Origin of the sequence: Desulfoferrobacter suflitae, assembly GCF_022603395.1 — a bacterium.
Lineage (GTDB): Bacteria > Desulfobacterota > Syntrophobacteria > Syntrophobacterales > Syntrophobacteraceae > Desulfoferrobacter > Desulfoferrobacter suflitae.
This window is the reverse complement of the sequence record NZ_JAIBKA010000010.1, coordinates 49,272-70,021: the sequence shown is the minus strand read 5'-3', so window position 1 is coordinate 70,021 and position 20,750 is coordinate 49,272. Positions and strand designations below refer to the sequence as shown.

17 protein-coding genes are annotated in these 20,750 nt (G+C 55.6%); 13 read left to right on the top strand and 4 right to left on the bottom strand.

Going from position 1 to position 20,750, the window contains the following annotated elements:
- Positions 1-40: 40 nt before the first annotated feature.
- The 4 genes from K1V27_RS16945 to K1V27_RS16930 form a co-directional block, all read right to left on the bottom strand.
- Positions 41-418, bottom strand: coding sequence for a DUF4870 domain-containing protein (locus K1V27_RS16945; RefSeq protein WP_258931235.1), 378 nt, complete (start codon positions 416-418; stop codon positions 41-43).
- Positions 415-1,515, bottom strand: a complete 1,101-nt coding sequence (locus K1V27_RS16940; RefSeq protein WP_258931234.1) for an NADH:flavin oxidoreductase — start codon at positions 1,513-1,515, stop codon at positions 415-417. The genes K1V27_RS16945 and K1V27_RS16940 overlap by 4 nt, the downstream gene beginning before the upstream one ends.
- A gap of 91 nt (positions 1,516-1,606) precedes the next feature.
- Positions 1,607-2,410, bottom strand: coding sequence for a tyrosine-protein phosphatase (locus K1V27_RS16935; protein WP_258931233.1), 804 nt, complete (start codon positions 2,408-2,410; stop codon positions 1,607-1,609).
- Between the two features lie 43 nt (positions 2,411-2,453).
- Complete coding sequence (locus K1V27_RS16930) at positions 2,454-4,709, bottom strand: 6-phosphofructokinase (protein WP_258931232.1); 2,256 nt, start codon at positions 4,707-4,709, stop codon at positions 2,454-2,456.
- Between the two features lie 120 nt (positions 4,710-4,829).
- Between K1V27_RS16930 and K1V27_RS16925 the strand changes: the two genes are divergently transcribed.
- The 13 genes from K1V27_RS16925 to K1V27_RS16860 all read left to right on the top strand — a co-directional run bounded on the left by K1V27_RS16925 (position 4,830) and on the right by K1V27_RS16860 (position 20,702).
- Positions 4,830-5,231, top strand: a complete 402-nt coding sequence (locus K1V27_RS16925; RefSeq protein ID WP_258931231.1) for a polysaccharide biosynthesis C-terminal domain-containing protein — start codon at positions 4,830-4,832, stop codon at positions 5,229-5,231.
- Positions 5,232-5,548: 317 nt separating this feature from the next.
- Positions 5,549-9,979 (top strand): NAD(P)-binding protein, encoded by a 4,431-nt coding sequence (locus tag K1V27_RS16920; RefSeq protein ID WP_258931230.1) that lies wholly within the window; start codon positions 5,549-5,551, stop codon positions 9,977-9,979.
- A gap of 12 nt (positions 9,980-9,991) precedes the next feature.
- The gene (locus K1V27_RS16915) at positions 9,992-10,423 is read left to right on the top strand and encodes a hydrogenase iron-sulfur subunit (RefSeq protein ID WP_258931229.1); all 432 of its coding nucleotides are present in this window, start codon (positions 9,992-9,994) and stop codon (positions 10,421-10,423) included.
- Complete coding sequence (locus tag K1V27_RS16910; RefSeq protein WP_258931228.1) at positions 10,424-11,374, top strand: 4Fe-4S dicluster domain-containing protein; 951 nt, start codon at positions 10,424-10,426, stop codon at positions 11,372-11,374.
- Between the two features lie 232 nt (positions 11,375-11,606).
- Positions 11,607-12,659: a 4Fe-4S dicluster domain-containing protein gene (locus tag K1V27_RS16905; RefSeq protein WP_258931227.1), complete on the top strand. Its 1,053-nt coding sequence runs from the start codon at positions 11,607-11,609 to the stop codon at positions 12,657-12,659.
- 24 nt (positions 12,660-12,683) lie between these two features.
- Positions 12,684-13,526 carry an FAD/NAD(P)-binding protein gene (locus K1V27_RS16900; RefSeq protein WP_258931226.1) on the top strand — a complete coding sequence of 281 codons (843 nt, stop codon included), beginning with the start codon at positions 12,684-12,686 and terminating at the stop codon, positions 13,524-13,526.
- A 169-nt stretch (positions 13,527-13,695) separates the two neighbouring features.
- Positions 13,696-14,916: a (Fe-S)-binding protein gene (locus K1V27_RS22645; RefSeq protein ID WP_309574021.1), complete on the top strand. Its 1,221-nt coding sequence runs from the start codon at positions 13,696-13,698 to the stop codon at positions 14,914-14,916.
- An 89-nt stretch (positions 14,917-15,005) separates the two neighbouring features.
- Positions 15,006-16,232, top strand: coding sequence for a hypothetical protein (locus K1V27_RS16885; RefSeq protein WP_258931223.1), 1,227 nt, complete (start codon positions 15,006-15,008; stop codon positions 16,230-16,232).
- Positions 16,233-16,249: 17 nt separating this feature from the next.
- The gene (locus K1V27_RS16880) at positions 16,250-16,648 is read left to right on the top strand and encodes a secondary thiamine-phosphate synthase enzyme YjbQ (protein WP_258931222.1); all 399 of its coding nucleotides are present in this window, start codon (positions 16,250-16,252) and stop codon (positions 16,646-16,648) included.
- Positions 16,649-16,989: 341 nt separating this feature from the next.
- A complete protein-coding gene (locus tag K1V27_RS16875) occupies positions 16,990-17,370 on the top strand; it encodes a desulfoferrodoxin (RefSeq protein ID WP_258931221.1) in 381 nt (126 codons plus the stop codon).
- Positions 17,371-17,527: 157 nt separating this feature from the next.
- Complete coding sequence (locus K1V27_RS16870) at positions 17,528-18,073, top strand: hypothetical protein (RefSeq protein ID WP_258931220.1); 546 nt, start codon at positions 17,528-17,530, stop codon at positions 18,071-18,073.
- 163 nt (positions 18,074-18,236) lie between these two features.
- Entirely contained in the window at positions 18,237-19,046 is an 810-nt protein-coding gene (locus K1V27_RS16865; RefSeq protein ID WP_258931219.1) for a ZIP family metal transporter, read from the top strand.
- Positions 19,047-19,211: 165 nt separating this feature from the next.
- Positions 19,212-20,702 carry a multiheme c-type cytochrome gene (locus K1V27_RS16860; protein ID WP_258931218.1) on the top strand — a complete coding sequence of 497 codons (1,491 nt, stop codon included), beginning with the start codon at positions 19,212-19,214 and terminating at the stop codon, positions 20,700-20,702.
- Positions 20,703-20,750 lie beyond the last annotated feature (48 nt).

The window sequence follows — 20,750 nt, the reverse complement described above, 5'->3', positions numbered from 1 at the left end:
TTCGGGGGTTGAAAGCTGTAATGGAGAGAGATCGATTAGGTCACAGCATACGCCGGAATATCAGCGGATAGCGGTACGCTTTGCTTCTGCTCGCCGCCATGCCGGCCTGCACAACCAGCAAACTATCGACCGCTACCAGAGCCATCACCACAAACTTGCCGATACCGCCCATGAAAGCCAGGCCGAATACCGCACCGTACAGCGTCATTGTCAGCTGGAAGTTCAAGGACTCGCGGCCCGCTTCGTCAATAAAGGCGGATTCCTTTCTTTTCAGGAGCCACACCACCAGGGGGCCGACCAGATGTCCAAAGGGTATCCAGATGGTGCTCATGGGCATCCACCAAATGAGTCCCAGCAATGCGCTGAAATGGCAAAGGCAGGCCCACATGGCGATGTCGTTCCGGTCCCGCTCCTTCATCCTTTGGCCGCCGTCACACAGTATATCCCTTCTCCCTGCATGGCCGGTTTAAAACACAAATTATCCGACTGGCAGGTGGCCCTGGCCCTATCTCCGGACTTCCAGCGGTTGACCAGGTCGGGTTCCCGAATCAGTGGGCGGGCGAGCGAAATGTAATCGGCAATATCTTCATTGACCAGGTGCTCAGCCACTTCCAGCGACCTGATTCCTCCAACCAACATCAGGGGTGTCTTGACGCGGGCCTTGTACTGCCTGGCCGCTTCCAGGTAATACACTTCATCTTCCCGGTTCTTGAGCCTGCCTCGCCTGACGGCGACATATTTGCCCGAGTACATGGTGCCGCCGCTCAATTCGACGGCATCGATACCCGCCTGTTCCAACGCAGTGGCCGCCTCAAGCATCTCGTCCACCGTCAAACCTCTGTCGACAAAATCCTCCGAGTTCATCTTGATCAGAACGGGAAACTGGGGGCCGACTTTTTGCCGGATCTCGCGATAAGCCTCCATGACAAAGCGCATTCTGTTTTCCAGGCTGCCGCCGTACCGATCGCTTCTCTGATTGTAAAAGGGCGACAAGAATTGGCTCAAGAGATAGCCGTGAGCCGCATGCATCTGGACTCCGTCAAATCCCGCCCGCAGGGCTCTAAGGGCTGCCTCCCCGAAGGCCCGCGACAGTCTGTCAATCTCCTCAGGGCTCATTTCCCGGCAGATGGGGCCTTTCTCATCCGTCACAACCGACGGGCCGAGGGCTTCCAGACCGGACAGTTCCGTGTTTGCATGGCAGCCCGCATGGGCGATCTGCATGACAATTTTGCCGCCGGCATCGTGCACCGCATTGGTCAATTCCTGCAGGTCTTCGACAAAATCATCTCGGTGAATTCCCAGCTGCCAGGGACCCGCCTGGCCTTCGGGGCTGACATAGGCATGTCCGGTGATAATCAGCCCGACTCCGCCCTCTGCCAGGCGTACCATCAGATTCATGAGCTTCTGGGTAGGCGCCCCGTCCTTTGCAGCCATTCCCTCCCAGGTAGCCGAGCGCACGAAACGGTTAGCCAGTGTCATGGTTCCTATTGAAGTCGTATCGAATAATTTGGACATGGGTTGTTCATCTCCTTTCGTTGCAGGGATTTCTTACGGATGGTTCAGTTACGGCATCAGCAAAAGCCGGCTCATAACATTGCTACAGCTGCTATGTTTTATGCTCCATACCGATGTTGACAAGAAATTTTTTCCAGAGGGATGCCCGCCTTTGGAGCGGTCGTGGTGATGCGACGCTGAACGGTTGACCTGAGACGATTCTGTGCGGGGTGACCATCGTCATCCGCTGTGCCTCATCCTTTCCGACTATTTCTTCCAGTCGCTCTGCGGCCCTGGAGAGTATTGGAGGACGAGTGTGCAGTCCGTGAGAATCGGTTGCCATGATGTGCACCAGCCGGTGTTCGAGCATCATCCTGGTGAACTCCAGGGTTCGGCTGCCAAACAGCCCCAGCAGACTGGCCGCCGTGATTTGTGTCATGATCCCCATGCGGATCCAGTTTGCCAACTTCTCCGGATGCTGTTGAACGAATGCATTTCTTTCGGGATGGGCGATGACCGGTGTAATGCCGTGTACAATCATGTCCCACAAAAACATTTCCAGACGTTCGGACATGATAGCTTCAGGCAACTCGATCAGGGCATACCGCCCCCCGTCGTTCACAGTGAGTATCTCTCGCCGCCTGATCCTCTGCAAAAGGGAGGCATCGAGGCGCAGTTCCGAGCCGGGATAAAGTGTCAGGGGGATGCCGTGGTTCTGCAATTTTCTCCTGAGAGCCGCCACCTGCTCAAAAACGATGGGGCGCGTATTATCATACACGCCGATCATCCAGTGGGGCGTACATACCATACCGCGGATGCCGTCGTCTGCCGCCGATCGGGCCATGGCAAGGCTTTCCCGCCAGTCGGCGGCGCCGTCATCGAGTCCGGGAAGTATGTGGCTGTGTAGGTCGAGCATTTTTTTCTGGTTTCTGGTTTCTGGTTTCTGGGTTGGCTGCGGTTTATGCCGAAGAGCGCATCCGTGGTTTTGCGCTTTGCTGCCCGGGGTGGTTGAAGGGGGCGTACTTGGCGAGTGCATCGGCAACTTCCACCAATTGCAGGAACCATTGATCCTTGGGACGTCCCCGCTGCACGTCCATTTCTCTGAGTGCTTCGGAAAAGGGCCTGGTCTCCACGCCGCGTCCACGCAGCCCAACGGCTTGCACATCGCTGCTGGCATTTTGCATGCACTCGGCGATGGTAAAGGCTGCCGCGGCTCCCATGCGGCAGGCGAGGATGCGATCGAACGCCATGGGCACGCCCCCGCGCTGGATATGTCCGAGCACGGCCGTTCTGACCTCAAATTCATTATTGCTCTCCGCCTGTACCACCCTGCGAATAAAGTCCGTGGTATAAAAGTCTGATGAATTCTCATTGCGCAGGTAGATCACCATGCGTTTTCCCGAGGCAAAAGCCTTGCGCAACGATTCCATATCCCCGCTCAATTCCGCCAGGGAGATGCCGTTTTCAGGAAGGTAAGCCTTTTCCGCACCGGATGCCAGTGCTCCCATCAAGGCAAGAAAACCGCAATCGCGTCCCATGATCTCGACGATAAACACCCGATGCGTGGCACCGGCGGTATGACGGATTCTATCGACCGCTTCAACAATGGTGTTGAGGGCCGTGTCCGCCCCAATGCTCGCTTCGGTGCAGGGCAGATTGTTGTCGATGGTGGCGGGAACGAGAATCATCGGGATGTTGAAGGCATCAAACCGGGGGCGCCGTTCGATCAACTCGGCGACCTTGGCGTAAGTACCCCAGCCGCCGATGGCTATTATGCCTCGGATGTTGTGTCTCTTAAGGTTTTGTGCGATCGCTGCAAAGTGTTCCGAAAGAAAATCAAAGCGCGCTGTACCGATTTCGGACGCCGGCCGGTTGAGCCACCCGACCAGGTCATTCCAGTTGAGTTCCACAAGATTATCGCGGATAAGACCGAGAAAGGCGTCTTTGACGCCGACCACCGATATCCCCTGGTTCAGCAGGCAGCGCGCAGCCACGCTGACGGCTGCGTTCATGCCCGGTCCGTCCGCTCCACCGGTAAGAATGGCGACGGCGCCGTCCATGTGCTTCTCCTGGGCCGGTGTTATGCGAGTCAAAGTTTTAACCAGTTCGAGGGTCTTGGAAAATGTCTCCCCGCGCAGTTCTCTAGCCTTTTCGTAGTTGCCAAGCTCGAGCTGTTCCCCCACCGCGCGGCTCTTTTCCACCACCTCTACCAGCGGAGTAGCGGTAATATTGTTGCGGATCAAGCCAACCATATGACGATGGGATGTAGTGGGATTCTTAATGAGAATGTCTACCGCGGCAACTCCGAGCCGTGTGGCCAAATTGCGATCAAAAGCGGTGGGGGTTCCCCCACGCTGGACGTGGCCCAAAACGGTAACGCGCACATCGATCCCCAGCCGCCTGGTCAGGATTTCTTTAATTTCTTCGGTGTGAATGGGCAACCCATCCAGGTGACGGGTCCCTTCCGCCACAACCACCATGTGATGCGGGCGCCCAACTTTTCGCTCGTTCTCGATGGCGCCGGTCATTTTCTGATGCCAACGCGGATCGAGCTCTTCCTCGGGCAACAGCACCCATGATGCGCCACCGGCCAGGGCGGATGCCAGGGCCAGGTAGCCGCAGTGGCGTCCCATGGTCTCAACCACAAAGGTGCGCTGATGGGACGCCGCGGTAGAGCTGAGATCGTCCAGAGCGCGGACAATGTGGTTGAGCGCCGTGTCGGCTCCAATGCACATGTCGGTGCCGTACAGATCGTTGTCGATAGAGCCCGGCAGACCAACCACCTGAAGCGTATAGTCAGGAAAGGGCTCAGCGCCTGTCTGGGCAGCGAGACCGTTCAATTCCTGCAGGTGTTCCAGCCATTCGGTCGCCAGAATGTGTGCACCCATCAGCGAACCGTCGCCTCCGATCACCACCAGCGCTTCAATCCGATGCTCCAGCAGATTACCCACGGCCTGCCGCCTGCCTGGCCTGCTCTTGAATTCCTGGCAGCGAGCTGTGCCAAGAAAAGTGCCGCCCTTCGCCAGAATGCCTCCCACATCCTTCCATTCAAGCGGGCGAATGGCATCGCCTCCCTGAACCAGTCCCTCGTAACCGTCGCGCACGCCGTATACCGTCAACCCCCCGTCAAGGGCGCGACGCACTACGGCACGAATGGCGGCGTTCATACCCGGTGAATCACCGCCACTGGTCATCACTGCCAAGGTCTTGAGCATGGGGATACCTCCCTTATTGTCGGCATGGGGTGTGGAGTCGATAAAAATATCAGGCATTGTGCTATAGATAAAAGCAAAAAGAGACTGGTCAATCCCTCAAGAAATTAAGGAGAAAGAACCTTGACTACAAAAATTCAGATTGAAGAGCTTCCCGTGACTGAGGAGTTTATTCGGCAAAAGCGGCTGATCCAGGAGAGAGGGGAACTGGCATTGATAGAGGACGGCAGGACGTTCCGTCATCTGGGCTATTTTTCCCTCAAGGCCGGCAAAGGCCTCTATCGTGGCGGTCATTACCATCTGAACAAAATCGAACACTTCTACGTTGTCAGGGGCAGGATTCGAATCGACCTGGTGGATCTGGAATGTAAAGAGAGAAGCCATGTGGAGGTACGGGCGGGTCACAAGGTGGCGCTTCACCCCAACTGCGCTCATCGCTTTGCGGCCCTGCAGGACGCTCAGGTGATCGAATACTATGATGCCGTGTATGACCCTGCGGACGATATTCCCTACGGCGACTTTTGAGGGGTGGGGAGGGCAGCGGGCTGTTCCCCTTTTCCGGATTGCCGCTGCCGTCGTCGTGAAGTTCTCTGAGCTGCGTGAAATGAATAGATAAAGTCAGTTGTCAATAACCTGTATGAGATGAAATGATTAATGCCTCACCAAGTGTCGCTTCGTTGATCTCGAAGCAAAAAAAGGTTTAAATAGTGTTTCAATTTTGTTATGAAACCGCAATCCTTGTGACCCTTATCACATGAATCGGAAAAGTGGCAGTGGATACACCAACGCATCCTGGTAAGTCAAGGATTTATCAGAGAATTTCATTATTGGAGTGAATCTATATGAATGCAATCAACAAAAACCGGCCGGTGACCGGCGCAGTCATGGTTGTGGGGGGCGGCATTGCAGGGATGCAGGCGTCTCTCGATTTGGCGGATTCAGGCTATTACGTCTACCTTGTGGAAAAGGAGCCGTCCATCGGCGGAGCCATGGCTCAACTGGACAAGACCTTTCCCACCAATGATTGTGCCATGTGAATTATCTCGCCCAAACTGGTCGAGGTCGGCCGGCACCTGAATATTGAACTGTTGACACTGACGGAAGTACGGGAAGTGGCCGGAGAACCGGGCAACTTCGATGTGAAGGTAGTGCGGAAACCCCGCTACATCAATTCGGATAAATGCACGGGTTGCGGTGAGTGCGCGCAGGTGTGCCCCATTGTTCGCAAGAACGAGTACGATATGGCTTTGAGCGAACGGCGCGCGGCCTATCGCAGGTATGCCCAGGCGGTTCCCGGGGCGTTTGCCATTGAAAAGAGCGGAACTTCGCCGTGCAAGGTGGCATGCCCTGCGCATATTTCGGTCCAGGGATACATTGCGCTGGCAGCCGAAGGCAAATACGGCGAGGCGCTCAAGCTGGTCAAGGAAGAAAATCCGCTGCCCGCGATCTGTGGGCGTGTGTGCCATCATCCGTGCGAATCGGTGTGCAAGCGGGGAACAGTGGATCAGCCTGTAGCCATTGATTTCATCAAGCGTTACATCGCGGATCTGGATTTGCGCTCTGAGAGCCGTTTCATTCCGGAAATCAAAGAAAGGCACGAGGCAAAGGTCGCCATTATCGGGTCCGGTCCTGCAGGCGTGAGCTGTGCCTATTATCTTGCCATCGCCGGCTATCAGGTTACCGTTTTCGAAAAGCTTCCGGTGCTGGGCGGCATGCTCACGGTGGGCATTCCTTCCTACCGGCTTCCCCGCGACATCATCCAGGCTGAAATCGACGTCGTCAAAGCCCTGGGAGTCGAATTCAAAACCGGTGTCGAAGTCGGCACGGACGTCACCATCGCGCAACTGCGTGAACAGGGATACAAGGCGTTTTTTGTGGCGATCGGTGCGCATGAGTGCAAAATGCTCGGCATCGAGGGAGAAGATCTGCAGGGGGTCTATCCCGGAGTGGATTTCCTGCGCGACGTCAATCTTGGCAGGAAGGTTGCCCTGGGCGATCGGGTGGCCGTGATCGGCGGCGGCAATGTCGCCATGGATGCCGTGCGGACAGCCCTCAGGCTCGGCTCCAAAGAGCCGATGGTCATTTATCGGCGCAGTTACCAGGAAATGCCCGCCAATCAGGAAGAAATCGAAGAGTGCCACGAGGAAGGCATTCATATCCTGACGCAAACCAACCCCATTCGAATCATCGGCGAGAATGGCCGGGTCAAGGCCATTGAGTGCGTCAAGATGCGCCTCGGGGAGCCCGATGCGAGCGGCCGGCGACGACCGGAAACGATTCCCGGTTCGCAATTCCAAATGGAAGTGGATGTCGTCATCCCCGCCATTGGCCAGGAATCCGACTGGGCATGTCTGACGCCGGAATGCTCCTGCCGGCTTTCCGACTGGGGAACCATGCGGGTCGATCCGTTGACGCTGCAGTCGGATGATGCCGATATTTTTGCGGGCGGCGATGCAGTGACCGGTCCGAGGACGGTTATCGAAGCCATTGCGGCCGGCAAGCAGGCGGCCGTCTCCATCGAGCGTTTTCTGCAGGGCAAGGATTTGCGGGAAGGGCGCGAGAAGGAGTGGACCGCCGTTCAAGAGGTGCGCACGGAAGGCTACGACCGAGTTCCGCGGGAACAGATGCCGCGTCTGGCGCCCCACACCAGAAAGCACGGCTTTGACGAGGTGCAGTTGGGCTTCACTGAGGAGCAGGTTAAAAAGGAAGCGGAACGGTGCCTGAACTGCGGTATTTGTTCCGAATGTTACCAATGTGTCGAGGCGTGTCTGGCCGATGCCGTCGAGCATGAGCAGCAGGCGCAGGAGAGAACCATCCGGGTAGGCGCCATGATTGTTGCACCCGGTTTTCACCCGTTCGATCCGACGGCTTTCGACACTTACGCTTATGCGAGGCTGCCCAATGTGGTGACGTCCATGGAATTCGAACGGCTGTTGTCGGCTTCCGGACCGACTCAGGGTCACCTGGCTCGTCCGTCGGACCACCAGGCGCCCAAGAAGATAGCCTGGCTGCAGTGCGTCGGTTCCAGGGACATCAACCATTGTGATCATGCCTACTGTTCCGGCGTTTGCTGCATGTATGCCATAAAGGAGGCGGTGATTGCCAAGGAGCACGCGGGCGGCGAGTTGGATGCCGCTATCTTTTTTATGGACATGCGCACCCACGGAAAAGATTTCGAGAAGTATTACAACCGCGCCCGCGGAGAGCACGGAGTGCGGTTTGTAAGGTCGCGCGTGCACAGCATCGAGCCGCTGCCGGGCAGTGATGATTTGGAAATCCATTTTGTGAGTGAGGCGGGTGAGATCCGGGGCGAAGTGTTTGACATGGTGGTGCTCTCGGTTGGCCTCGAGACCTCCCGGTCTGCGCTGGAACTGGCCGAACGGCTCAATTTAAAGGTAAACGACAACCAATTCTGCAAGACATCCTCCTTTGCGCCTGTGGCGAGCAGTCGCGACGGTATTTTTGTGTGCGGATCATTTCAGGCTCCCAAGGACATTCCGCAGTCGGTAGTGGAGGCAAGTGCAGCGGCATCTGCGGCGGGTGGCTTGCTGGCAGCGGCGCGCGCCACTCTGACCAAGGAAAAGCAGGCGCCGGATCAGGTCAATGTGACCGGCGAGCGTCCGCGCATTGGAGTGTTTGTCTGCCATTGCGGCATCAACATCAGCGGCGTCGTGGATGTCCAGGCGGTACGCGATTATGCCGGGACGCTGCCGTATGTGGAATACGTCACCGACAACCTGTATACCTGTTCGCAGGACACGCAGGTTGCCATGAAGGACCTCATCCAGGAGCACCGTCTCAACCGCATCGTGGTCGCGGCGTGCACACCGCGCACCCATGAGCCGCTATTCCAGGAAACCATGGCAGATGCGGGTTTGAACAAGTATCTTTTCGAGATGGCCAATATCCGCAATCAAAATTCCTGGGTGCATAGCGCCAACCCGGAATTGGCCACCGAGAAGGCCAAAGACCTGGTGCGTATGGCGGTATCCAAGGTGACGCTGCTGGAACCGTTGCATGAGTCCGAGCTGAGGGTTGATCAGCGGGCCCTGGTCATCGGCGGCGGAGTGGCGGGCATGGTCGCCGCCAGGGCCATTGCCGATCAGGGATATCCGGTTTATCTGGTCGAGCAGTCCGAGGCGCTCGGCGGGCAGGCCCTGCATCTGCACAAGACCTGGCGCGGCGAGGAAATTCAGCCCTATGTCAGGCAGTTGACGGAGGAGATCCAGGCGCATCCCAATGTGACCGTCTACCTTTCCAGTTCGGTCCAGGCAGTGGAAGGATTTGTCGGCAATTTCAAAACGACGCTTGTCACTGGAGACGCATCCCAAGTTGTCGAGCACGGGGTCGCGATTGTTGCCACCGGCGCCGTCGAATGGAAGCCGGACGAGTATCAGTACGGCCGCGACCCCCGCATCATGACCCATCAGGAGCTTGACAGGCGTTTCCGGGAAGGTGATGCCCGCCTCAGGGAAGCAAACAGCGCAGTGTTCATCCAATGCGTTGGCTCGCGCGAGCCTGACCGACCGTACTGCAGTCGGGTATGTTGCACCCATTCGGTGGAGAGTGCACTGGAGCTCAAAAAGATCAATCCCGATTGCGACGTGTATGTGCTTTACCGCGATCTCAGAAGTTATGGGGAACGTGAGGCACTGTACCTGGAGGCCCGCAAAGCCGGGGTCCTTTTTATCCGCTTCGATGTGGATCAAAAGCCGCAGGTGGAGCTTGACAATGGTACGATCCAGGTGACCGTCATGGATCATGTTCTGCAGCGGCCGGTAACACTGACACCGGATCTGCTGACGCTGGCGACGGCCATACTGCCGAACCGGAACGAAAGCCTCGCGCAGTTTTTCAAGGTGCCCGTCAACGAGGACGGCTTTTTTGTTGAGGCGCATGCCAAGTTGAGACCGGTGGATTTTGCCACTGACGGGGTATTCGTCTGCGGGCTGGCACACTATCCCAAACCCATCGATGAAAGCATAGCGCAGGCCCAGGCGGCTGCGTCTCGAGCGGGGACGCTGCTTGCCCGGGAAACCATTCAGTTCAGCGGAATGGTGGCCGGTACAGTGCAGGTGATGTGCAGCAGCTGCGGCACCTGTGTGAGCATCTGCCCATATTCTGCGCCCAGCTTCAACGAGAAGGGCAAAGCCGAAATCAACCCGGCGCTGTGCAAGGGCTGCGGTCTTTGTGTGGCTTCCTGCCGCTCCGGGGCCATTCGGCTGAAGGGTTTTGATGACGCTCAAATCTTTGCCATGATTGACAGCATATAGGGAGAATTGTAAATGACCGATTGGGAGCCGAAAATCGTCGCATTCTTGTGCAATTGGTGTTCCTATGGCGGGGCGGATCTTGCCGGTGTGAGCAGGATGCAATACCCGGCCAATATAAGGGTGATCCGGGTGCCTTGTTCCGGGCGCGTCAATCCCAAGTTCATTTTGGCGGCGTTTCGCCACGGTGCGGACGGAGTCTGGGTGTCCGGCTGCCACCCCGGAGACTGCCATTACATTGAAGGCAACCTCTATGCCAGGCGCAAGTTTACGCTGCTGAACAATTTACTCGAGCATACGGGAATCGAACCCGGGCGGCTGCACTTTTCATGGATCTCTTCTGCCGAAGCAACCAAATTTGCGGAGACCGCAAAACAGGTGGTCGATGCAGTGAAAAAAGCGGGACCGGCCCAACACTTTATCAAGAAGCAAGCTGAGGTAGCATAGATGCGAGCATATACGGAGAAGATTCGAGAGGCGGCTAAGCGCTTACTGTCTGAAGATCGGGTGGATGTTGTGATTGGCTTTCGTAAAGGGACGGTTGCTTTGATGAATGAACCTTTTCTGGTGAAAAGCCTCGATCAGGTTGACCGCCTCTACTGGGACGGCAATTGTGGAATCAATCTGGCCAACTACCTCCCCAAGAGGCCCGACAGGGTGGCCATTGTGGCCAAGGGCTGCGATTCGAGAAACATTGTGGTCCATTTATTGGAAAACCAGATCAAACGCGAACAGCTCTACATTCTGGGGGCCCCCTGTCACGGTATGATCGATCGGCGGCGCATCCTGGCCGCACTTGATGGAAAAGAACCATTGCAGGTCGAGGAGGCCAACGGCACGATCAAGCTCATCGGCCGGGATTTTGAAGAGACCCTGGAGCGCTCGAGCTGTCTGCAGGATAACTGTGCCATCTGCATTCACCGGAATCCCGTCGTCTATGACGAGCTTCTGGGAGATCTGGTGGCGGAGCAGGAAAATGTCGACCGCTATTCCGACGTGCGGCGTGTTGAGGCCATGTCTTCGGAACAGCGCTGGCAGTATTTCGATGATCTGATCGCTCCCTGTATCCGTTGTTATGCCTGCCGCAACGCCTGCCCGCTTTGCTACTGCCCCACCTGCTTTGTGGACGAATCGCGGCCTCAATGGGTTGGGAAGAGCATCGATCGCACCGACACGCGCACCTTCCACTTTCTGCGCGCTTATCATGTTGCCGGCCGCTGCACTGACTGCGGGGCCTGTGAGAGGGCCTGTCCGGTGGGAATCAAAGTGCGGCGGTTCACCAAGAAACTGGAAAAGGACATCAAGGAACTCTATGGCTACGAGGTCGGTTTGAGCACCGACGAGAGACCCCCGCTGGATACCTATCGACCGGGCGATCCCGAGCCATTTTTTAAGTGATTGAGCAAGGCATTGCATATCCGGAGCATTTGCCATACCACGGTACCCCAAATGCGAAGTTGCAGGCTGAATGTGACTGCCCATTACGGTGATATAGTGTTTAAGCAAATGATTTGGGCTTTCAAGTAGGCTGGGTGGAGGGACGAAACCCGGCAAAATAGGCGTTGGGTTTCGTTACGCGAAACGCGTGACTCAACCCAAACTACACCTACGGCGATAGAAGGAAATGGTGATGTCGGAAACATATGTCAGTAAAGAAAAGTTGCCCGGAATAGTAGAGCAATTGATGGGGACTCACCGGGTGTTCGGACCGATTCTTAAAGGTCAGTATCATCAATTTGCGCTGCTCGAAGAGAGCGCGGATCTGGATTTGGCCTTCCGCAATACGCGTCTTTCCCCCAAGGCGTTGTTTCACCCTCATTCCGAAAGGATGTTCGAGTTCACTCTGGAGAAGGGAAATCCGGATGCGGGAATTCTCAAAGAGGTTCCCAAGGATTACAGGTCGCGGATTGTGTTGGGCATTCGGCCGTGCGATGCCTATGCGTTCAAACTGGACGACAGAAACTTCATAACCGATCAGTTTAAAGACCCATGGTGGGTGCAGCGCAGGGAAAGTACGACCCTGGTGGGACTCGCCTGTAATGATCCGTGCAGCACGTGTTTTTGCACCTCAGCCGGCAGCGGTCCGTTCGATACCAGTAGTCTCGACGTCTTGCTGGTGGATTTGGGCGAAGGCTATTTGCTCCAGGCGGTGACGCATAAAGGCGAGCAGCTGATGGGTGATCTTGCGGGGGGCGAATCGGTTCCGGAGCATTGCACTGAGCAGGCAGCTGCCCTGAAGCAATCCGCTGAGGCACAGCTGGGGATTCAATTCAACCTGGACCCCGTCAAGCAAAAGAGCATGGTCGAGCTGTTCGATGCGCCGTTTTGGGAGGACGTGCAATTTTCCTGTATCAACTGCGGGACATGTACTTTCCTCTGCCCGACCTGCTGGTGTTTTGACATTCAGGATGAGGTTTACCAAAGCCGTGGCGAGCGCATTCGCATCTGGGATTCGTGCATGTTTCCTTTGTTCACCCTGCACGGGGCCGGACACAATCCGCGCGACCAGAAGCTCAAGCGGGTGCGGCAGCGGTTCATGCACAAGCTGAAGTACTATCCGGACAAGTATGCGGACGGGATTGCCTGTGTCGGCTGCGGGCGATGCGTGCAGCATTGCCCGGTCAATATCGACATCCGCCAGGTGGCTCGTTTGATGGCCGAAAGCTGTGTCTGCCCGGTCTAGATATTTGATAATGGAGGAATAGAGGTGAACAACCCTTACTTGCCTTATCCTGTTAAAATTGATTCTGTTGTAACGGAAACTGAAGATCGCAATCTTAAAACGTTCAAGCTGGTTTTCCTCAACCCCGACGATGAGGCCGGATTCAACTACACGCCGGGTCAATTTGCCGAACTTTCCATCGCCGGTCTGGGAGAAATTCCCATCGGCATTGCCACTTCGCCCACTGAAAAAGGTTACATCATGTTCACCGTGAATAAAGTGGGCAAAGTGACCAATCACCTGCACAACATGCAGGCGGGCGAGATCATGGGCGTCCGTGGTCCCCTTGGCAATTGGTATCCATGGGACGTACTTGAAGGTAAAAATGTGGTCATCATCGGCGGCGGTTTCGCCTTCACGACCCTTCGATCGTCTATTGTCTACATGCTTGATTCCGCCAACCGGTCGCGCTTCGGCGACATCACCGTGGTTTATGGTGCGCGCAGCCCGGGGCTGCTGCTCTACAAAGAGGAACTGGCAGCCTGGGAGCAGCGTGACGACATCAACATGCACATCACGGTGGATGGCACGGATGATCCAAACTGGAAATACAATATCGGCTTTGTCCCGGCCATAACCAAGGAGAAAGCTCCCAGTTCCGAAAACGCTTACGCCATTGTGTGCGGTCCCCCCATCATGATCAAGTTCACATTGCCCGTGCTCACCGATTTGGGATTTCCTGCCGAGCGCATCATTACCAGTCTGGAGATGCGGATGAAATGCGGCATTGGCATCTGCGGAAGATGCAACATCGGAACGGAATATGTGTGCAAGGACGGTCCCGTTTTTACCCTTGAACAGCTCTCGCGCCTGCCCAACGAGTACTGAGAGGTGTGCGCTGCAGCAGCGCGACTCAGGGTTTCGGTCGCGCATCAATGAGATTACTTGATCACGCCTAAGCCTTCATGACTTTGAGAAAAAAAGCTTTAAACCCAAGGCCTTCTGTGTTATAGGAAAAAGCGCTGCTTACAATCATGAAACGTTAGGGGAGAGAATTATGGAGCCATTGTTATTGACAAAGCGTGAAAAACGCAAGCTGGCCAGCCAGTACGCCGATTTGTGCCTCACCTGCGGCACCTGTGCGGGCGGCTGTCCGGTTACCGGGGTGGACGGACTGGATGTTCGAAAGTGCGTGCGCCTGGCCTTGTTGGGTATGGATCAGGAAGTGATTGATTCCAAATTCCCCTGGGTCTGTACGCTGTGCGGGCGCTGCGAGCACGCCTGCCCCATGAACATTGATCTGTTGGCATTGCTGAGGTCCGCCCGGGGGAAGAGAGCCCGAGAGCAGGTGCCTGGTGTGCTGCACAAAGGTGTGGAGCAATGCCTGAAGAGCGGAAACAATGTTGGTATCCCTAAGGAAGACTTTCTGTTCCTGTTGGAAGACCTGGGTGTGGAGCTGGCGGAAGAGCTTCCCGGTTTTGAAGTTCCCGTTGACAAGAAGGGTGCCAAATACCTGTTCACCATCAATTCCAAAGAACCTTTTGGCGAGCCGGAGGACATGATGTTCTGGTGGCGGATCCTGTACGCTGCCAAAGAGTCCTGGACCACCACTTCGGAGAACTGGGAGGGCGTAAACTGGGGTCTTTTCACCGGTGATGACGAATCGATGAAAGAAATAGTCGGCCGCATCGTCAAGAATTACAAAGATCTCGAATGCGAGTATCTCGTCTTGCCCGAATGAGGGCACGCCTACTATGCGACCAGGCTTGGTCTGCAAAAATGGTTTCCCAATGAAGGCGTCAAGTTTCTCAGCGTTCACGATCTGCTCAAGCAATACATCGAAGAGGGGCGAATCAAACTGGACAAGTCGATTCACCACGAATTGACGACCTATCATGATCCGTGCAACTACGCGCGCAAGAGTGAACGAGCGTTTGGCCACGGGTATTACGAAGAGCCGCGCTGGGTTACCCAGCAGTGTTGTGAGAACTTTGTGGACATGTATCCCAATCGTGCCAATAACTTCTGCTGCGGAGCCGGTGGTGGGGCTTGGGCTTCGCCGTACGTGGAAGAGCGAATCTACTATGGCCGGACCAAGGCAAAGCAGATTAAGGACACGGGTGCCAAGCTTCTCATAGCCCCCTGCCACAATTGCCGTGACCAGATCATGAAGAGTTTGCGCAAAGAATACGACTTCATGGATGTCGAAGTTAAGTATTTGTGGGAGCTGGTGGCAGATTCATTGATCATTGAGCCGCGGGAAGAAGAATCGGAATAAGACTCCTTATTCCTCTATTAAGTCGGCCCCAGAACTGCGCTGATGCGCGGCCTATGGGGCTTTTTTGTTTGCTGACGGGGTGGTGTCACATGAGCGCAAAACCAGACCCTAAGAAGAATATGAAAATAGAAATCAGCCTCGATCCGGAAGAGCAGCATGAACTGCAGATGATTTTGGACCGGCTGCGGGTGCAAGATCCTCAGGGGGAAAGCCTGCAGAGCTATCTCCAGTCACTGGGCAGCGCTTTGTCCGGGCGCGAGAATCTGACGGCGGCCTTGCTCGCCGCCCTGAGCAGAGATCCTTCGCCGGTGGGGTTTCAGGCCTTTTTGACGTTGCGTGACGGGATACAAAACAAACAATACAAACGAGTGGTAAAGCAGGCGGCCTACCGCTTCCGCCAGAGGGGCTACGCCGAGGATTCGGATGCTGACGAGGCTGCGTCCAGAGTGGTGCTGATCCCCAAAGAGACTCGGCAGGTGGTGGCCCATCTGATTCCCGCGCCGGATGTGGATCGGTTGATTTGTGCTTTCTTCCCTGGAGAGGGGGGCGATGAGCCGGTTGCGGTCACCGCCTACGCGGACGATCATTTTGCCTTGCTCAGCGTGCGCGCGGTGGGAAGCTCACAAAAGCTTTACAAAGAATTCATTCAAAAACTTACCCGACAGTTGCCCGAAAGACTCCCTTTTGAGGTGCCGATATGGCATGCGGCGCGAATCTTTTTCGAGATGATCCGATTCAATCGGGAAAAGAGCGCTTCTCCTGATATCGACAAGGCAAAGCAGTTTTTTCAACCCTACCATGACCCGAACAAACCGCCCTACGTCTATCAGTTTTTTAACGATATCGAGCATGCCCAGGAACGACTGCAGGAAATCGACGTCGAGGCTCTGCTCGACGGCGTTTTTTTGCCTTCCCTGCTCTTGCCGAAAGAGGACTTATCCCCATATTTTTATAAATTGCGGCAGTTGGAGCAATCGGTACTGGTGGTGCCTCCGGAAATCCAGCAGGAACGGTTGACGGAACAGCTGAACAGAGCCGTGGATGAACTGGTCATCGAAGAGAACAGATACTATTATCAGCGGTTGTTTGAAGAGCATGCATTGATCCTCAAGGAATCGAAACAGATGGAGCTGGCTCGACAGGCCTGGCTTGTCGCCCGGCATCTTGCAAGTTCGGCCAGGGTGAGCGAAAATCCGGTTATGAATCAGGTGGTTGTTCTCTCTATGCAATTTTATTGGTCCGAGGAATTTGCCCGGCAGGAAGAGCGCGAGGGGTCTTACCAGGAGACGGAATCGGGCCTGATCGTACCGCGCTAATGGGGGGAGGAAGCACAATGGTTGAAACGATTCAGGTAAACACGCCGGACCACAGCGCCGCCGTTGACATCACCGGCCTGGTTGAGCGGAAAGTGCGCGATAGCGGAGTGTTGGGCGGCATTTGCATCGTTTATGTTCCACATACCACTGCCGCGGTCACTGTCAACGAGGGCGCCGATCCCGCCGTGATGGAAGATGTGATAAGCAGCCTGGACAGCCTGGTGCCCTGGCGGGCAGGCTACAAACACAGGGAGGGGAACTCGGCGGCCCACATCAAAGCGATCCTGGTGGGCGGCAGCGCCCACATCCTGATAGACAACGGTCGGCTCCAGCTGGGCACCTGGGAGCACATCTTCCTGTGCGAATTCGATGGACCGCGAACGCGCAAAATCCGCGTCAAGATAATAAGCGATTAAACTGCCGCAATGACTTTTTGCCTCCCAATGCCTTATCGGTCCATTACCATTTCGCCTTGACACCGCAGTACATGATGCATAGCGTTGTGGCATCCCGGTTTTCACGAGTCTGATCAAAATGCTGAATAACGCGAGGATGCTTTCCGACAATTCCCCCTCTCCTCCGCCGGGGGAGAGGGATCGTCCCCCGAGTACCGCGGGACTGACGGTTTCTTTTCAACGGCCAAGAGCTTCTTTTTCGTTGAGAATCCGTCGCAGCATGGCAAGAGTAGAATGTATGCGGAACCCTGATTCGAGACAGGGCGGTGATTTTTTATCAATTTCAGACAGGAGGTCAATCAATGGGTGCGAAAAAACTGCAGGTCTATAAGTGTGAAGCATGTGGTAACATCGTCGAAGTGCTGCATGGGGGAGACGGGGACCTGGTCTGCTGTGGCGAAAATATGAAGCTGTTGGAAGAAAGAAGCGTCGACGAAGGCAAAGAAAAACATGTGCCCGTGGTTGAGAAGACCGATCAGGGGTTTAGAGTCAAGGTAGGAGATGTGCCTCACCCGATGGAGGACAAGCATTTCATCGAGTGGATCGAGGTGATCGATGAGCAGGGTAAGGCGTACCGTCAATTCTTGACGCCGGGGCAGGCTCCGGAGGCGGTCTTCTGCATCGATGCGCAAAAGGTGACAGCGCGCGAACACTGCAACATTCACGGAATGTGGAAAAGCTAGCGGAATGTTCGGCGCCGGTGGATCCCGGTCAGTCGCTCTTTTCCCGGGCAGTGCCGCTCCAGGTTTGCATGGACACCATGGATGATAGCCATTATAAACAAATGGAAGTGCGTGTTCGACTCATCGGAAAATCCCTTAACATTCGCAGGAGTTCAGTATGACTAACGAGCGTGATGCAGCATTTGAAATGTTTTGCACGGTTATGGAGATGAAGGAAAAGAAGAAAGCGCTTTATGAAGACGCTATGGGTACCTGCCCCGATCAGGTCGGCATTGAAACATTTCGCATGCTCAGGGACGCTGAGGCCGGGCATCTCAAACAGATCCACGAAACCTATGAAGAACTTAAGAAGGGCAAAGTCTGGGCTGATGCGTGCAAATATCATCCGATAGAGGATCAGGACAAGCAGGCCATTTTGAGAAAAATTGCGCAAGAGCACGGCAAGATGCCAAGAGCCTGCCTTGACGATGTGGTTGCGATCGAAACGGGCATGCAGCTGGAGAATTCCAGCATCGACTTCTTTCAAAAACAGCTGCAGGGGTCAATGGATGCCCTCGAGCGCGAGTTCATCAACCGCATGCTGGCGGAAGAAAGAGATCACTATATCCTGCTTGCCGATCTCAAGTTCTATTACACTGACCCGGAAGCATGGTTCATGGAAAAGAGCAGAGCCAGGCTGGATGGTGCCGGGGCGGTGACGTGATCGACCTGCCGACGGCAAAACAAACTCCCTTTCGCTGCCTGGTGAGGGACCCGGGAGTGGTGTGATTGTGAACGGAAGATAAAGGATCTTCGGTTTTATGTCTGATGTTGCTCGCGCCGTCTCACGTGGTGTTCAGCGGCCGTTTGACGCTGCGCATTGAGTTATGTCGACGCTCGAACACCTTAACCCAGTCGTTCAGGCGCTCCTGGCTACCGGGTTCACCTGGGCCATGACCGCCATGGGGGCGGCCCTGGTGTTTTTCTCCAGGGGCATGAACCGCAAGCTGTTTGACGGGATGCTCGGTTTTGCCGGTGGAGTCATGGTTGCTGCGAGTTTCTGGTCCCTCCTGGCGCCTGCCCTGGCGATGTCGGAAGGCCGGGGTGGGCCGGTTTGGTTGCCCGCAGCCCTCGGGTTTCTTCTCGGCGGTGTTTTCCTGCGCGTTATTGACAGAGTCTTGCCGCATCTGCACCTCGGCTTCCCAACTTCGGAGGCTGAGGGGATCGCCACCAAATGGCGCAGGGCCACCCTGCTGGTACTGGCCATCACCCTGCATAACATCCCTGAAGGTCTTGCTGTCGGAGTCGCCTTTGGAGCCAGTGCTGCTGGTTTGCCTTCAGCCACTTTTGCCGGGGCTGTGGCGCTTGCCGCTGGAATTGGCATCCAAAATTTTCCGGAAGGATTGGCCGTCTCCATGCCTCTTCGCAGAGACGGCATGTCTGCCGGCAAGAGCTTTTGGTACGGACAGCTGTCGGGAATGGTAGAGCCTGTGGCCGGAGTGGCCGGCGCCGCCGTCGTATTATTGTCTCAAGCCATGCTTCCTTACGCTCTCAGCTTCGCTGCCGGAGCAATGATCTTCGTAGTGGTGGAGGAAGTGATCCCCGAAGCTCAGCGAGAAGGCAACACGGACCTGGCGACTATGGCCTTTATGGTTGGATTTGCAGTGATGATGATTCTGGATGTGGCATTTGGTTAATGACGGTCAAAAACAGGACCGGGCGCCGGAATCCAGCAGCCGTGTGCAGTTCTGGATTACTGCCATGGCGCCGGGATGACATCGGACCGGTGTTGCCCAGCAGCCTCCCGGCTGAGCCATGGGGCCGGCCATTGAGACGAGGAGCGGAACCTAGGGGGAATGACAATGAGACAGACTGGTTTACTGATTGGCTTGGTTTTTCTAACCGCCGCCTGGGCTGCTGATGGGTACGCTGCAAAAGTGAGCCCTGCGACCGACGAATGCATTGGCTGCCATATTTCCATTTCCCCAGGGATAGTAGCCGACTGGGAGAGAAGCCGCCATGCTGAAACCAGCCCGGGAGAAGCACTGAAGCAGTCAGGGTTGGAAAAGAAAGTTTCCAGTGAAAAAATCCCTGAACAACTTTTGGCTTACGCCGTGGGGTGCTCCGAATGCCACACCATGAATTATGATAAGCATCAGGATACCTTTGAACACAACGGGTACGACGTTCATGTGGTTGTGACCCCGGTCGATTGCTCGACCTGCCATTCCCAGGAAACCGAACAGTTTTCCCGCAGTATGATGGCGCATGCCTATGGGAATCTTGTGCACAACAGTCTCTATCAGGATTTCATGAAATCGGTGAACGGCCATCAGACTTTTGCGGACATGACGACAGCCCTGCAGCCGCCGGATGATCAGACCACTGCAGATTCATGCCTGTTTTGTCATGGAACCAAGGTCGAAGTGAAGGGGACTCAAACCAAGGAGACCGAGTTCGGAGAAATGACCTTTCCGATTTTGTCCGGCTGGCCTAATCAGGGGGTGGGGCGCCTGAACCCGGACGGGAGCCGGGGTTCCTGTGCCGCCTGTCACGCGCGTCATCAGTTTGCCATTGAAACGGCCCGCAAGCCCTACACCTGCTCGGAATGTCACAAGGGTCCCGATGTACCGGCTTATAAAGTGTATGACGTGAGCAAACACGGGAACATATACAATTCGCTGAAGCACCAGTGGGATTTCAAGAAGGTGCCCTGGACCGTGGGGAAAGACTTCACAACGCCCACCTGTGCCGGTTGTCACATGAGCCTGGTGGTCGACGAAGAAGGGCAAATGGTTGCCCAAAGGAGCCATGAGGTTGGCGATCGGCTTCCCTGGAGGATCTTTGGCCTGATTTATGCCCATCCGCATCCCACATCGGCCGACGTCAGCAACATTAAGAATAAGGCCGGTTTGCCCTTGCCCACTGAGCTGACCGGGGAACCGGTCGGTGAGTTTTTGATCGATGCGGATGAGCAGTTCAAGCGCCGGAAAACCATGCAGAAGATTTGTCTGGCCTGCCATGGAGAGGGCTGGGTAAACGGACACTGGGCAAGGTTTGAGAATACCCTAAGGACTTCCAATGCCATGACCCTCACTGCGACGCAGATCCTGAGCTCGGCCTGGAAGCAGGATCTGGTTCGAGGGCTGCCGCATAACGACAATGTTTTTGACGACCTCATCGAGAAAATGTGGGTTGAGCAGTGGCTGTTTTTTGCCAATTCGACGCGGTTTTCTTCGGCGATGTGCGGGGCGGACTACGGCGTGTTTGAGAATGGCAGATGGAATTTGTCCAAAAACATACAGGAAATGAATGACTGGTTGCAGATTCACACGGCTCTGAGGAAACGATAGCACCATCCTTGACCACTTGGAAGGAAAGGAAAGGGTCCATGCTAAGAG